Annotated in this window: 13 protein-coding genes; 3 read left to right on the top strand and 10 right to left on the bottom strand. The window is 61.6% G+C overall.

Annotation, left to right across the window (positions count from 1 at the left end):
* Positions 1–7: 7 nt before the first annotated feature.
* Both QNH97_RS16605 and QNH97_RS16600 read right to left on the bottom strand, forming a co-directional pair.
* Positions 8–376, bottom strand: coding sequence for a response regulator (locus QNH97_RS16605; protein ID WP_003203044.1), 369 nt, complete (start codon positions 374–376; stop codon positions 8–10).
* Between the two features lie 10 nt (positions 377–386).
* Positions 387–1,298, bottom strand: coding sequence for a methyl-accepting chemotaxis protein (locus QNH97_RS16600; RefSeq protein WP_502944544.1), 912 nt, complete (start codon positions 1,296–1,298; stop codon positions 387–389).
* Positions 1,299–2,035: 737 nt separating this feature from the next.
* Here QNH97_RS16600 and QNH97_RS16595 point away from each other — a divergent pair.
* A complete protein-coding gene (locus QNH97_RS16595) occupies positions 2,036–3,382 on the top strand; it encodes an MATE family efflux transporter (protein WP_283552979.1) in 1,347 nt (448 codons plus the stop codon).
* Positions 3,383–3,552: 170 nt separating this feature from the next.
* Positions 3,553–4,221, top strand: a complete 669-nt coding sequence (locus tag QNH97_RS16590) for an HAD-IA family hydrolase (protein ID WP_283552978.1) — start codon at positions 3,553–3,555, stop codon at positions 4,219–4,221.
* Positions 4,222–5,094: 873 nt separating this feature from the next.
* On the opposite strand, the gene ppnN is transcribed toward QNH97_RS16590, so the two are convergent.
* Entirely contained in the window at positions 5,095–6,468 is a 1,374-nt protein-coding gene (gene ppnN / locus QNH97_RS16585; RefSeq protein WP_283552977.1) for a nucleotide 5'-monophosphate nucleosidase PpnN, read from the bottom strand.
* A gap of 217 nt (positions 6,469–6,685) precedes the next feature.
* Here ppnN and QNH97_RS16580 point away from each other — a divergent pair, with 217 nt between their 5' ends.
* Positions 6,686–7,219, top strand: coding sequence for a DUF3087 family protein (locus QNH97_RS16580; protein WP_283552976.1), 534 nt, complete (start codon positions 6,686–6,688; stop codon positions 7,217–7,219).
* 285 nt (positions 7,220–7,504) lie between these two features.
* Here the strand turns inward: QNH97_RS16580 and QNH97_RS16575 are convergent, their stop codons facing one another.
* The 7 genes from QNH97_RS16575 to QNH97_RS16545 all read right to left on the bottom strand — a co-directional run bounded on the left by QNH97_RS16575 (position 7,505) and on the right by QNH97_RS16545 (position 13,643).
* The gene (locus tag QNH97_RS16575; protein WP_283552975.1) at positions 7,505–7,684 is read right to left on the bottom strand and encodes a con-10 family general stress protein; all 180 of its coding nucleotides are present in this window, start codon (positions 7,682–7,684) and stop codon (positions 7,505–7,507) included.
* 195 nt (positions 7,685–7,879) lie between these two features.
* Complete coding sequence (locus QNH97_RS16570; protein WP_283552974.1) at positions 7,880–8,443, bottom strand: ATP-dependent Clp protease proteolytic subunit; 564 nt, start codon at positions 8,441–8,443, stop codon at positions 7,880–7,882.
* A gap of 139 nt (positions 8,444–8,582) precedes the next feature.
* A complete protein-coding gene (locus tag QNH97_RS16565; protein WP_283552973.1) occupies positions 8,583–9,620 on the bottom strand; it encodes a DNA topoisomerase IB in 1,038 nt (345 codons plus the stop codon).
* A 207-nt stretch (positions 9,621–9,827) separates the two neighbouring features.
* Positions 9,828–10,907: a molybdenum ABC transporter ATP-binding protein gene (modC, locus tag QNH97_RS16560; protein ID WP_283552972.1), complete on the bottom strand. Its 1,080-nt coding sequence runs from the start codon at positions 10,905–10,907 to the stop codon at positions 9,828–9,830.
* A 3-nt stretch (positions 10,908–10,910) separates the two neighbouring features.
* Complete coding sequence (modB, locus tag QNH97_RS16555; RefSeq protein ID WP_283552971.1) at positions 10,911–11,591, bottom strand: molybdate ABC transporter permease subunit; 681 nt, start codon at positions 11,589–11,591, stop codon at positions 10,911–10,913.
* Entirely contained in the window at positions 11,592–12,344 is a 753-nt protein-coding gene (gene modA / locus QNH97_RS16550; RefSeq protein WP_283552970.1) for a molybdate ABC transporter substrate-binding protein, read from the bottom strand.
* A 225-nt stretch (positions 12,345–12,569) separates the two neighbouring features.
* A complete protein-coding gene (locus tag QNH97_RS16545) occupies positions 12,570–13,643 on the bottom strand; it encodes an NAD(P)H-dependent flavin oxidoreductase (RefSeq protein WP_283552969.1) in 1,074 nt (357 codons plus the stop codon).
* Positions 13,644–13,787 lie beyond the last annotated feature (144 nt).

Below are 13,787 nucleotides of genomic sequence, written 5' to 3'. Positions count from 1 at the left end.
CCGGCAATCAGGGAAGAATCAGTTTGGACACTGCCGCTAGCATCTGCGCCGGCTGGAATGGCTTGACCACCCAGGCCTTGGCGCCTGCCGCCTGGCCCTCTTGTTTCTTCGATTCCTGGGATTCGGTGGTGAGCATGATGATCGGCGTGAACTTGTAGCTGGCGAGCTTCTTGACCTCCTTGACGAAGGTGATGCCGTCCATGTTGGGCATGTTCACGTCGCTGATGATCAGGTGCACTTTCTGGCCATTGAGCTTGCCCAGTGCATCCTTGCCATCGCTGGCCTCGATCACGTCGTAACCGGCACTTTTCAACGCGATGCCGACTACCTGCCGAACGCTCGCTGAGTCGTCGACAACCAATACACTTTTAGCCATGAAGGCTCTCCTAGAAGAAGGTTATTTCCTGTGAAACTTGTTGCGCGCTCGAGTCGCCGCGGTGGTTGCGGCGTTGCTCGTCGGTGGCATAAGTGGTTTCCATGCGTGCCAGCCATTGGCGGGCATCGATGGCAACGGCCTGGTCGGGCGACTGATTGGCCTGCTGCAGGTGCACATGCAGGTCCTCGATGTTGTCGCGCACGTGGCTGAGGATCTGGCTGACCCGATCCTGGAATTGCAGGCTGACCAGCACTTCGGTGAGTTCGTCGCGAATGCCGAAGCTCTCCTGTTGGAGCATGTCAGCCGATTCGGCCAGCCGCCCGGTGACGCTCTTGAAGCGCTCCAGCACGCGCTGGATGCTGTCTTCGGAGCCGGCCACGGAATGGCTGTCCTGGTCCGCGCCACTGGAGGCAGCCTGGACCAAATGGGTAATGGCGGTATTGATGACGTCGACTTTGGCTGACATATGTTGACCGGTTTCGCTGGATTTGCTCGACAGGGCACGCACCGCGTCGGCCACCACCGCAAAGCCACGTCCGGCTTCACCGGCACGGGCGGCTTCGATGGCGGCGTTGAGGGCCAGCAGGTTGGTCTGGGCGGCAATCGCCGCGACGTCGGCGGCCATGGTCCGCAGCTCGCCGGTGTAGGCGGTGAGGTTGCGGACCTGGGCCAGGGTTTCATCGCGGCTGGCCTGGGTAGCCTTCAAGGAATCGATCACCTGGACCAGCTCGCTTTCGCTCTGGGCCAGCACCTGCACTGCGCCGCCGCTGCTCTTGCCGGCCAGTTCGCCGGCGGCCAGTTGTGAGGCTTGCACGGTGTCTTCCAGGCGTGAAGAAATGCCGGTGAAGCGGCTGGTCAGCGAGACAATCGCGGTTTCGGTCTGCTGCCGGGAGCTTTCCACCTGCTTGGCCCAGATCGGCATGGCACCGAGGATGACTTCGTTGAGCTGCGCGTGGGTTTTATGGGCGAGGTGTTCAGAGGTTTGCAGCGCATGCTGGGCAACAGCCGCGGCGACTGCGCTGTTGAGTTGATGACGTTGTGAGCGTGCGCCCCATACCCCTGCACCGACGCCAAGGGCCAGAAGCGCAGCACTCAAACCAATGTTCTGCGCACTTGGACCGTTGAGTGCCAGCACGCCGACGCCGGCGGCCATGGCCACTAGCACTGCATTCCAGAGGAGGCGCGGCTGGGCTTGAGGAAGGGAATGACCGTGGGAATTCGACGTCATGGTTCGGTCCTTGAACAGTGTTGCTAACAGGTTATTGGCGAATAACTGGTTATCTGCGTCCCTCGTTCGGACTTTAAGACCGGCCGTCCGATTCCGAAATTGCTGTAGGCATTGGCTTACGCGGTGCGTGGCACTGTGCTACCTCAGACTAGACGCAGTCTGGGAAATGTCGAGGCGTACCGACGAAGGTATAAGCCATCCATAGAACCCCGTGGCGAGGGAGCTTGCTCCCGCTGGGCTGCGCAGCGGCCCCAAAATGATGGGTCAGATATCGTTGTCACAGCGCTGTCAGTTCAGGGCTGCTGCGCAGCCCAACGGGAGCAAGCTCCCTCGCCACAAAGAACGTCCTGCGCCGATTCTTCCGAGATGAGATGTATGGATTAAGCTAAATTACCCCGCATCGGATTTCGAACCTGCCATCACGAGTGCCCATGCCCACCCAGCCTCTCTGGAAAACCTACCTCCTGTTCCTGGCCCCCATGGTCTTGTCCAACTTCCTGCAATCCATGTCGGGCACGCTCAACAGCATCTACATCGGCCAAATGCTCGGTACCCAGGCCTTGGCGGCAGTGTCGGGCATGTTTCCCATCGTGTTTTTCTTTATCGCCCTGGTGATTGGCTTGGGCGCGGGAGCCGGTGTGTTGATCGGGCAGGCGTACGGCGCAGGAGAAACCGGCACGGTGAAGGCCGTTGCGGGCGCCACATTGCTTTTGGGGGCAATCATCGGGCTGGTGGCGGCGGTGCTTGGCAGCGTGTTTGCGCGTCAGGCCTTGCAGGGGTTGGGCACTCCGGCGGATGTGTTGGAGGACGCCGTTTCGTATGCCCGGGTCATGATGTGGATCCTGCCGATCCTGCTGGTGTTCGTGGTGTTTACCCAGTTGCTGCGCGGAGTGAGCGATACGCTGTCACCGCTGCTGGCGTTGCTGGTGTCTACCAGTGTCGGGCTGATGCTCACGCCAGCGCTGATTCGCGGCTGGCTGGGACTGCCGCAAATGGGCATCCAGAGCGCTGCGCTGGCGGGCTTGGTGGGGACGGCGTCGGCCATGCTGATGCTGGCGTGGCGCCTGAACCGTCGCGCGCATCCCCTGGCACTGGACCGGGCGTTGTTCGCGGTAATGCGCCTGGACAGGGACATCCTCGGCAAGGTATTGCGCATCGGCCTGCCGACGGGGTTGCAGATGGTGGTGATTTCACTGTCGGAGCTGGTGATCCTGGCGTTGGTCAACCGCCACGGTTCCCAGGCCACGGCGGCCTACGGCGCGGTGACGCAGATCGTCAACTACGTGCAGTTCCCGGCGCTGTCGATCGCCATCACCGCCTCGATCCTCGGCGCCCAGGCTATCGGTGCCGGACGGCTGGAGCGCCTGGGGCCGATCGTGCGCACGGGGCTGCTGATCAACCTCTGGCTCACCGGTGGACTGGTGGTGCTCGGCTATCTGTTGTCCCACTGGCTGCTGGGGCTGTTCATCACCGATCCGGCGGCGCGGGTGCAGGCCGAACACCTGCTGCACATCATGCTCTGGAGCCTGCTGGTGTTCGGCTTCCAGGCCATCGTCGGCGGCATCATGCGCGCCAGCGGCACGGTGCTGGTGCCGGTGGCGATCTCAATCTTCTGCATCGTTGGTGTGCAGGTGCCGGCGGCGTATCTGCTGGACGCCCACTTCGGGTTGCAAGGGGTATGGATGGCGTTTCCGGTGGCTTATTTGAGTATGCTGCTGTTGCAGACGCTGTATTACAAATTGGTCTGGCAGCATCAGCCGATTGAGCGGTTGGTGTAATCGACCCACCACCGGCCCCTGTGGGAGCGAGCTAGCTCTCGATGGCGTCGGCACTCTCGGCATCGAGGCAGGCTGATCCACCGCTATCGCGAGCAAGCTCGCTCCCACAAGGGTTCGGTGCCTGGCGATGTTACAGTGGCCGTCACCCGTCACCCGTCACCGAGGATCCGATGCCAGCCAGCCCTTCACCCAATATTGCCTACCGCGCCTTCCTATTCGACATGGACGGCACGTTGCTCAATTCCATCGCCGCCGCTGAACGAATCTGGACACGCTGGGCCCTGCGCCACGGTGTGGACGTGGCGACGTTCCTGCCGACGATCCACGGCGTGCGCGCTATCGACACCATCGCTCGCCAGCATCTACCGGGGGTGGATGCCCAGGCTGAAGCCGAGCAGATTACCCGCGAGGAAATCGAAGACGTCGAAGGGGTGGTGCAAGTGACCGGTGCGGCAGCGTTTCTGAATGGCCTGCCGTCAGAGCAGTGGGCCATTGTCACCTCGGCACCCATGGCATTGGCCTTGCGTCGTATGGAAGCGGCGGGGATTCCACGTCCCGGGGTAATGGTCACTGCCGAGGATGTGAGCGATGGCAAGCCCAACCCTGCCTGTTATCGGCTGGCGGCTGAGCGGTTGCGAGTGACACCGCAAGAGTGCCTGGTTTTTGAGGACGCTGAGGCGGGTATCCAGGCTGGGGAGGCGGCGGGGGCGGATGTGTGGGTGGTGACGGCGACCCATGCGCATCCGGTGGTCACCGTTCATCCACTGATCAAGGATTATCTTGGCCTTGGTGTCGAGGTGGGTGAGGGTGGGTTGATGCGGTTGATCCCGGTTTTGTGAGTTCGGCTCGTCGTTATGGGGGGGGGTAGTTTGTGTGTATATCCGTTGCTGCGGTAACGGCTGCTGGCGGTTCCGCCCTTACGGCGGCTCACTTTTGAGAAGCGCAAAAGTAAGCAAAACGCTTTAGCCCCACCACTTGGTGCCTCGCCTAGGCTCGGCATGCCCTCACTCCGGCATTGCTCCGTGGGCCGCCGCGAAGGACCATCCATGGTCCAGCGCGGCTACCTCGGCATCCATGCCGAGGTGCCCACTGCGCAATGCCTGCGTTCGGCCAGCGTGGTTAATGGGGCGCCGAGATCGAGATCAAGATCCAGAGCAGAGCAAAAGCAGGAAACCTCCAGCATCTTTGTAGCTGAACCACCGCTATCGCGAGCAAGCTCGCTCCCACATGGGTTTGTGGGGGTTCAAAACATCTGCACACGACACAAAAACCTGTGGGAGCGAGCTTGCTCGCGATGAGGCCAGCCCATTCAACATCTCCATTGACAGTGACATCGCCTTCGCGAGCAGGCTCGCTCCCACAGGGAAAACGCGGTCCCACCCCAACCAGGTCGGCTCTCAGGCCGCCTCGCGGCGGACGTTGATCTCGGGCGCCCCGTTGACCACGCTGGCCGAACGCAGGCATTGCGCAGTGGGCAACCCGGCATGGATGCCGGGTTAGCCGCGCTGGACCATGGATGGTCCTTCGCGGCGGGCCCACGGAGCAATGCCGGAGTGAGGGCATGCCGAGCCTAGGCGAGGCACCAAGTGGTGGGGCACAAGCGCTTTGGTTACTTTCGCGCTCTTCGAAAGTGACCCGCTGTAAGAGCGGAACCGCCAGCAGCCGTTACAAAAAAAACGGATATACACACAACCCCCCACCCACCCATAAAGTCAGGTCACCACACGATAGCAAGGCACATACGCCGCACCGCCCGGCAGTTTCATCCGGTGCTGGGCGACGAAAGCCTGAAGCAGGCGATCGAGGGGTTCCATGATGGCGGCGTCGCCGTGAATGTTGTACGGGCCGTGTTCCTCGATCAAACGGATGCCCTTGTCCTTGACGTTACCCGCCACGATCCCCGAAAACGCCCGGCGCAGGTTGGCGGCCAGTTCGTGGGCGGGCAGGTCGCGGCTCAGGCCCAGGCTGGCCATGTTGGCGTGGGTCGGGTCGAACGGGCGCTGGAAGCCCTCGTCGATCTTCAGCAGCCAGTTGAAGTGGAAGGCGTCGTTGCGCTCGCGGCGGAACTGCTTCACCTCCTTGAGCCCCTGAGTCATCTGCCGCGCCACTTCGGCCGGATTGTCGATGATGATCTGGTAGTGCTTCTGCGCAGCCTCGCCCAGGGTCGCACCGACAAACGCGTGCAACTGGTCAAGGTACGGCGCAGCGCTTTTCGGTCCCGTGAGGACTACCGGGAAGGGCAGGTCCTGGTTGGCCGGGTGCATCAGGATGCCCAGCAGGTACAGGAACTCTTCCGCCGTACCGGCACCGCCCGGGAAGATGATGATCCCATGGCCGACACGCACGAAGGCTTCAAGGCGCTTTTCGATGTCCGGCAGGATCACCAGCTCATTGACGATCGGGTTCGGTGCTTCGGCGGCGATGATGCCCGGTTCCGTCAGGCCCAGGTAACGGCCACCGTGGATCCGCTGCTTGGCGTGGGCAATGGTGGCGCCTTTCATCGGGCCTTTCATCACGCCCGGGCCGCAGCCGGTGCAGATGTCCAGGCTGCGCAGGCCCAGTTCGTGACCGACCTTCTTGGTGTATTTGTATTCTTCGGTGTTGATCGAATGTCCGCCCCAGCACACGACGATTTTCGGCTCGACGCCGGGACGCAAGGTGCGGGCGTTACGCAGCAGGTGGAAGACGTAGTCGCTGATGCCTTGGGACGAACTGAGATCAATGCGCTGGCTGTCCAGTTCATTCTCGGTGTAGACGATGTCGCGCAGGGCGCTGAACAGCATTTCCCGGGTGCTGGCGATCATTTCGCCGTCGACGAAGGCGTCGGCCGGCGCGTTCAGCAGTTCCAGGCGCACGCCCCGGTCTTGCTGGTGAATGCGGATCTCGAAGTCCTTGTAGGCTTCCAGGATGGTCTTGGCGTTATCAACATGGGCGCCGGTGTTGAGGATGGCCAGGGCGCACTGGCGGAAGAGGGTGTAGATACTGCCGGAACCGGCTTCGCTCAGTTGCTGGACTTCGCGCTGGGACAAGGTCTCCAGGCTGCCTTTTGGGCTTACAGAAGCGTTGATTACATGTCTTTGAGTCATTCAGCTTTCCTTGAAAACGATGCCATGCACACGACGACGGCATCTTTGAAAATACGTCCACGTAGGAAGATCGCACGATCCTCGCGGTATCGCCATGGACTTTGATCCGGATCCTTCGGTTCGGTTGCTACACAAAATGAGACCCAGCATAGCTAAATCGGCCGGGCAGGCGATAATGCGTGACTCTTTTTATGCCGTACAAGGAAATTGCGCCGCGATGTTCGAGATCAAACCGTGGGACGCCGACACCTACCGCAAGCAGACCCGTCGCAGCACCTTCATCGTCGCGGTGGCGTTCCTGGCGCTGGCGATGCTGTTGTCCAGTCTGGCCGTGATGCTGTTCGGTACGCCTGGAGGCGACAACTTTCGCTTCAATCTCGCCGGGGTGATTGTCGCGGTGCTGGCGATGGTTGCGCTGATGCGCCTGTACTTCTGGTCGCAACCATGGATGGCCGCGGCGGTGTACGGCTGGCAGCTCAAGCGCAGCCTGATGAAAATTACCAATGTGATGCACCAGGTGAAGGCCGGAGTACAAGCCCAAGACCCCACCGCCATGAAACTGCTGCGCTTCTATCACTTGGGGCTGGCCCAGATGCATCAACTGGACGCCAACTCCAGCGCCCAGGGTTCACTGGCCCGAGAGGCCGACGAGCACTTGGCGAAAATGCGAGAACTGAACCTGGATACCGAACAGTCGCGCCTGGACCCGGCCTGGATCGAGACGGTGAAGCGGGCGTATACCGAGCGCTGAATGACTGTCGGGGAACCGCCATTAGACCCTGGTGCGGATGCCTGGCAGAAAGGGCAGATGTTCCCAGTGATGGAGGAACATGCACATTAATTAAATGTGATATTGAGCGTGTGGCGAGGGCACAAGCGCCTTCGCCACATGCAATATTCAGGGGGATAAAGGAAGTGGCTGGGGGCAGCGTCAAGAACGTTGCATGAATATAAAAGTTCAAAAGAAAGAATGTTTGAAGCGTTGGTTAGAGCAAGCGCTGGGGCGCAGCAGTGCTACGCCCCAGCGGTGTGAGCCTTACGATCTTTTTCCGCCGCCCTGGCCGCGTTCGCTGCCTTTATTACCGGCTCCAGAACCTTTTTGCCGGTCACTTGGAACGTTGCCGCCCGACGCCTGGCCGCCTTTCTTGCCGGCTTCAGAAGCTTTGTCACGATCATTTGAGAAGTTGCCTGGGTTCTTGTTTCCGCTATTGGCCATTTCGAACATCCTCATTGAGTTAAGCGAGCAACGTGCCTCGCATTATTTGGGAATGAAGAGCGTGGGCGGAAGTTTAATAAAAACACGTCCCTGGCGACGAATGGTCGGTACTGCAATAAAAGTTGTACTGCCGCTTCGCTTGAACTTATACAAGATTGACGCAATTTATAAACGGCGTGTAAACCATCCTATTTATTAATCCTCGCCACCGCTGACTTTCCAATGCTTGGCGTCCGCGGGGAAAACCACCTGCTCGACCCGATGGGCAATGCCAAAGGCCAGGGAGTTTTCCGCTGGAATCACTCGCTCTTCGGCGCACAGGCACTTGAAGATGTCCAGTTGGGTGGCGGCGCCGGCGGTTTCCTTGACGTAGATCTCCACGTACCGCGCCACGTCGTTGTCGAGGCTGGAGAGGTATTCGCGTAAGCGAGAATGGTCCACCGATTTCTGGCCGAAGTACCAGTTCATCGGGTGGATCAGAAAGCGCGAATGGGGCGTGGTGGTGCGATCGCTGGCGGCGAGGAACATGACGATGCCCATCGATTCGATGTTGCCGGCATTCACCGCACGCACCGGCACGGGAAGGGATTTGATGAAGGTGTAGAGGGTAAAGCCGAAGTTGGTGCTGCCGCCGATGGTGGAGAGGTTGAGCATCAGCGAGTCGGCGCCTTTTTCGATGGCTTCCAGGCAATTGTCCCGAAAGCGTTCCGTGGTGCCCTGATCGATCTGGCAATGGAAATGGACAATGTGTTCGGACATCTGAAACTCCTGTCGACTTCACGCGTTGAAGTGCCTGCGAATCGGCTGTGTCGTACAGTTGGGAGTTCGCAGGCCTTCGGATGTTCCTCGTCTCTGGTTGGGCACGGGCGGCCCATCCCATGACGACCATTTGTCCCGTTCAGCACGCTTGGGCGGCTTCGGTCATGCGCTGCAAAAACATCGCCAGTGCAGCGTCCTCTTCGCTGAGGCCTTTGCGCAGCCGGGGTTTGGGCAATTGCCTCAGGGCGCCGAGCAGAAAGGCCTCCACCACTGCAGGATGAATGTAGCACTTGCGACAAACGGTTGGCGTATTGCCCAGTTGCTGGGCGACCTGCCTGACCATTTCGACGACGTGTTTTTTCGCCTCGGTCTCGGTTTCCCAGGACAGCATCCGCAACCCGGCCAGCGCCGCCGCGCTGCCGGCCCAGGTACGGTAATCCTTGGCGGTGAAATCGGCGCCGGTGAGGGTCTTGAGGTAGGCGTTGACGTCCGAAGAACTGACGGAGTGACGCTCGCCGTTCTCGTCCAGGTACTGGAACAGATTCTGCCCGGGAATCTCCTGGCAGCGCTTGATGATCCGTGCCAGGCGCCGGTCTTTCACGGTGATCTGGTGCTCGACGCCGCTCTTGCCGCGAAACTGGAAGGCGATGGCACTGCCGTTGACTTCGACATGCTTGCTGCGCAGGGTCGTCAGGCCGTAGGAGCGATTGTCGCGAGCGTATTGGGTGTTGCCGACTCGGATCAGCGTCACGTCCAGCAGGGTGATGACGGTGGCCATGACTTTGTCGCGGCTGAACCCAGGCTTGGCCAGGATTTCCTCCAGGCGTTTGCGCAAGCGCGGCAGGGTGCGTCCGAATTCCAGCATCCGCGAATACTTGTCCGCGTCGCGCACTTCACGCCAGCGCGCATGGTAACGGTACTGTTTGCGACCCCGGGCATCGCGGCCGGTGGCCTGGAGATGGCCGCGTGGGTCGCTGCAGATCCACACATCGGTGTAGGCCGGCGGCACCGCCAGGGCATTGATGCGCTGGATCTCGGCAGCGTCGGTAATGCGCTGACCCTGCGGATCGAAATAACAGAATTTGCCGCGCAATCTCTTGCGGGTGATCCCCGGGGCGGTGTCGTCGACGTAATGCAGGTCGGCCGGCAGTGCATCCGGCGGCAGGGTGTCGGGCATGAAATAAGTCCTTGGCAGCGGATCCAGTGGCCTCTGATTGATTGACCGCAGCCCGTTGCGGTCGTGCCAAGATTCTGCGGTTGCCCGAAACCCTTGTGGGAGCGAGCTTGCTCGCGATAGCGGTGAATCAGCTTGCATCAATGTTGGATGTGCCGTCGTCATCGCGAGCAAGCTCGCTCCCACAAGGGGAACCTCGGAGGCCTGGCCCTACGCCAACACTGCCACCGCCTTGATCTGCGCCCACAGCAACTGCCCTGGATGCAACTGCAACTGGTCGCGGGAGTAACGGGTGATGCGCGCCAGCAGCGGCGTACCGGCGGCTTCCAGGCGGATCAGCACGTGGGCGGCGTTGTCGGCGGCCAGTTCGCTGACCACGGTGACCGGCAAGCGGTTGAGGATGCTGGTCTGGGCATCGTTCGCCAGGCTGAGGCTGACGTCCCGGGCCTGAACCTTGAAGCGCAGCGGCTGCCCGATGGCCAGTGGCGTATGGGCCACCCGTACGTTCAACGGGCTGTCGGGGAGATTCAAGGTCAGCAATTGATAGTCTGCGTCGTACCCGCTGACCGTGCCCTGGATCACCACGCCCGCGTCATCCCCCATGGCCAGCGGCAGGTCAAGCCGGGCCAGGGTTTCGCCGATCGGCCCGCTGGCCAGCGCGCGGCCGCCATCGAGCAGCACGATGTGATCGGCCAGGCGCGCCACTTCATCCTGGGAATGACTGACGTACAGCACCGGGATATCCAGTTCATCGTGCAGCCGTTGCAGATACGGCAGGATTTCGTTTTTGCGCCGGGTATCGAGGGCCGCCAGCGGCTCATCCATCAGCAACAGTTGCGGGCTGGTCAGCAAGGCGCGGGCGATGCCCACGCGTTGGCGTTCACCGCCGGACAGGTTGTGCGGCTGTCGATCGAGCAAGTGCCCGATGCCCAGCAGTTCGGTGGCCTGAGCCATGTCTACGCGCCGTTGCGCCGCAGCGATGCGCTTGAGGCCGAACGCCAGGTTGGCCTGCACCGACAGGTGTGCGAACAGGCTCGCCTCCTGGAATACATACCCCACCGGCCGTTTGTGGGGCGGGACGAACACACCGCGTTCACTGTCTTGCCACACTTGACCATTGACCTCGATAAAGCCCCGGGGCGGTCGCTCCAGCCCGGCGATGCAGCGCAGGCAGGTGGTCTTGCCGGAGCCGGACGGACCATACAGCGCGGTCACGCCACGGCCTGGCAGTTGCACATCCAGGTCCAGGGAAAAGTCCCCATGGTTGAGCTGCAAACACGCCTGAATCATCGATCAGCTCCAACCAGCCCGGGTTCTGCGGCTGGAATACAGCGCCAGCAGCACAAGAAATGAGAACACCAGCATCGCCGCCGCCAGCCAGTGGGCCTGGGCGTACTCAAGGGCTTCGACGTGGTCATAGATTTGTACCGACACCACCCGGGTTTTCTCCGGGATGTTGCCGCCGATCATCAACACCACGCCGAATTCGCCGACGGTGTGGGCAAAACCGAGAATCGCGGCGGTGATGAAACCGGGCCGGGCCAGGGGCAGGATGACGCTGAAGAAAGTGTCCCAAGGCCCGGCCCGCAGGGTGGCGGCGACTTCCAAAGGGCGGCTGCCGATGGCGGCGAAGGCGTTCTGCAACGGCTGCACCACGAACGGCATGGAATAGATCACCGAGCCGATCACCAGCCCGGTAAAACTGAAGGTGAGGGTGCCCAGCCCGAGGGCTTGGGTGAGCTGGCCGATCCAGCCGTTCGGCCCCATGGCCAGTAACAGGTAGAAACCGATCACCGTGGGCGGCAGCACCAACGGCAGCGCCACCACCGCGCCCACCGGCCCGCGCAACCAGGATTGGGTCCGCGACAGCCACAACGCGATGGGCGTGCCGATGAGCAGCAAGATGACCGTGGTCAATGACGCCAGTTTCAGGGTCAGCCAGAGGGCGGCGAAGTCGGCGCTGGTCAGTGGCATTTAGCGTTGATAACCGTAGGCTTGGAGGATGGCGGCGGCTTTCGGGCCCTTGAGGTAATCCACCAGCGCCACGGCGGCCGGATTATCCCGGCCCTTGCTGAGGATCACCGCGTCCTGTTTGATCGGGTCGTGCAGTTCGGCCGGGACGATCCACGCCGAACCGTTGGTGACCTTGCCGTCCTTGTAGATTTGCGACAAGGCGACGAAGCCGAGTTCGGCGTTGCCGGTGGAAACGAACTGATAGGCCTGGGTGATGTTCTGGCCTTCGACGATCTTGCTGTTGACCTGGGCGGTCAGCCCAAGCTTGTCCAGCACTTGGGTCGCGGCGAGGCCGTAGGGCGCGGTTTTTGGGTTGGCGATGGACAGGTGTTGGAATGCATTGTTCTTGAGCACCTGGCCCTTGCCGTCGACATAATCATCCTTGGCCGACCACAGCGCCAGCGTGCCGATGGCGTAGGTGAAGCGCGAGCCTTTGACGGTGTCGCCTTCGCTTTCGAGCCTGGCCGGGGTGGTGTCGTCGGCGGCGAGGAAGACTTCAAATGGCGCGCCATTCTTGATCTGGGTGTAGAACTGCCCGGTCGCGCCGTAGGCCGCCACCAGTTTGTGGCCGGTGTCTTTTTCGAAGTCGGCGGCAATGGCCTGGATCGGTGCGGTGAAGTTGGAGGCGACCGCCACTTGCACCTCTTCGGCCTGGACGGCGCCAACGGTAAAAAGCGTGGTCAGCAGCAACGGCGCGAGGCGGGCGGGGCGCATAGGTCAGGTTCCGTAAAGTCAGGTTCGCTATATACCGGAATATATAGCGAATGACTGGCAAACGGAACGCGGCATTTTGCCTGGGGAGCGAAGGGGCAAGGAATGGCCTCAGCGCGAGCAAGCTCGCTCGCACAAGTCCGGTGGTGTCCGGACTTGCCGGTTGTCCCCTATCCCCTGTGGGAGCGAGCTTGCTCGCGATGGCGGCCTAACAGGCGATGGTGACTGTCAGGACCGCCCACGATTGTTGAATCGCGCCAATGCCTCTTCAGCCAACTGCCGGGTCAGCTCGGCTGTCGACAACTCGCGCCCGAGGGGAAACGCCTGGCCGGCCCAAAGGTTGCTGAAGTCCGCTTCATCCTTGGCGCGCAGCGGCATCAATGCACCGCCCGCCAGGGGAAAGGCTGGCGCCATCGGGCTCATCGGGCCCACTTCGCGCATCACCCGGTTGACGATGCCCCGGGCCGGGCGGCCGGTGAACAGGTTGGTGACGGCAGTCTGGCTTTCCTTGGCCGTGCGCAATGCCCGGTGATGGGACGCGCTGATCTTGGCTTCGGGGGTGAACAGATAGGCGCTGCCCAGTTGCACCGCCGAGGCGCCCAGGGCGAACGCCGCGACGATCCCCCGCGCATCGCCGATGCCGCCGGTGGCGATCACCGGCACTTTCACCGCATCCACCACCTGCGGCAGCAAGGCAAACAGGCCCACTTGGGTGTTGAGGTCGTCGCTGAGGAACATCCCGCGATGGCCACCGGCTTCAAAGCCCATGGCGATGATCGCGTCGCAGCCGTGCTGTTCCAGCCAGATGGCTTCCTCGACGGTGGTGGCCGAAGAGAGGATTTTCGCCCCGGTGGCCTTTACCCGGTCCAGCAGGGATTTCTCTGGCAAGCCAAAGTGGAAGCTGACCACTTTGGGGCGAAACTCTTCGAGCACGCGGCAGGCTGCGTCATCGAATGGCGTGCGGTTGGACACCGGTGTTGGCGCGTCGAAGTCTGCGCCCAGTTCCTGGTAATAAGGCTTGAGCCGTTGTTTCCAGGTTTCGGCCCGCTGCTCATCGAACACCGGTGGCTGGTGACAGAAAAAATTCACATTGAACGGCTTGTCGGTCTGTTCGCCGATGGTCGTCAGGGCCTGGCGCAGTTGCTCGACGTCCAGCATCGCCGCCGGCATCGAACCCAGTCCGCCGGCATTACAGGTCGCGACGACCATGGCCGGCCCGGTCACCCCGGCCAGTGGCCCCTGGATGATGGGCAGCTCGATACCGAGCAGGTCAAGAAGGCGAGTGTCTGGCCACTGGCTCATGTGCGGGGTCTCCGACGGCAGAAGGAAACAGCGTTTTTAGCAGGTGTGGCCGGGCCAAGGCCAGTCGAGTTTTTCAATTGAACGCTGCTGCTTGATCCCGACGGTGGGAGGGTTACCATGCGGGCTTCACTCATCAAGGAGCCT

Source organism: Pseudomonas sp. G2-4 (genome assembly GCF_030064125.1).
Classification (GTDB): domain Bacteria; phylum Pseudomonadota; class Gammaproteobacteria; order Pseudomonadales; family Pseudomonadaceae; genus Aquipseudomonas.
The sequence above is the reverse complement of the archived record's forward strand: the minus strand, read 5'-3'. Positions and strand labels throughout refer to the sequence as shown.

What these genes read in the sequence shown, in the direction of transcription:
- QNH97_RS16605 (WP_003203044.1), bottom strand. Translation starts at nt 376, where the DNA reads ATGGCTAAAAGTGTATTGGTTGTCGACGACTCAGCGAGCGTTCGGCAG.
- QNH97_RS16600 (WP_502944544.1), bottom strand. Translation starts at nt 1,298, where the DNA reads ATGCCGATCTGGGCCAAGCAGGTGGAAAGCTCCCGGCAGCAGACCGAA.
- QNH97_RS16595 (WP_283552979.1), top strand. Translation starts at nt 2,036, where the DNA reads ATGCCCACCCAGCCTCTCTGGAAAACCTACCTCCTGTTCCTGGCCCCC.
- QNH97_RS16590 (WP_283552978.1), top strand. Translation starts at nt 3,553, where the DNA reads ATGCCAGCCAGCCCTTCACCCAATATTGCCTACCGCGCCTTCCTATTC.
- ppnN (WP_283552977.1), bottom strand. Translation starts at nt 6,468, where the DNA reads ATGACTCAAAGACATGTAATCAACGCTTCTGTAAGCCCAAAAGGCAGC.
- QNH97_RS16580 (WP_283552976.1), top strand. Translation starts at nt 6,686, where the DNA reads ATGTTCGAGATCAAACCGTGGGACGCCGACACCTACCGCAAGCAGACC.
- QNH97_RS16575 (WP_283552975.1), bottom strand. Translation starts at nt 7,684, where the DNA reads ATGGCCAATAGCGGAAACAAGAACCCAGGCAACTTCTCAAATGATCGT.
- QNH97_RS16570 (WP_283552974.1), bottom strand. Translation starts at nt 8,443, where the DNA reads ATGTCCGAACACATTGTCCATTTCCATTGCCAGATCGATCAGGGCACC.
- QNH97_RS16565 (WP_283552973.1), bottom strand. Translation starts at nt 9,620, where the DNA reads ATGCCCGACACCCTGCCGCCGGATGCACTGCCGGCCGACCTGCATTAC.
- modC (WP_283552972.1), bottom strand. Translation starts at nt 10,907, where the DNA reads ATGATTCAGGCGTGTTTGCAGCTCAACCATGGGGACTTTTCCCTGGAC.
- modB (WP_283552971.1), bottom strand. Translation starts at nt 11,591, where the DNA reads ATGCCACTGACCAGCGCCGACTTCGCCGCCCTCTGGCTGACCCTGAAA.
- modA (WP_283552970.1), bottom strand. Translation starts at nt 12,344, where the DNA reads ATGCGCCCCGCCCGCCTCGCGCCGTTGCTGCTGACCACGCTTTTTACC.
- QNH97_RS16545 (WP_283552969.1), bottom strand. Translation starts at nt 13,643, where the DNA reads ATGAGCCAGTGGCCAGACACTCGCCTTCTTGACCTGCTCGGTATCGAG.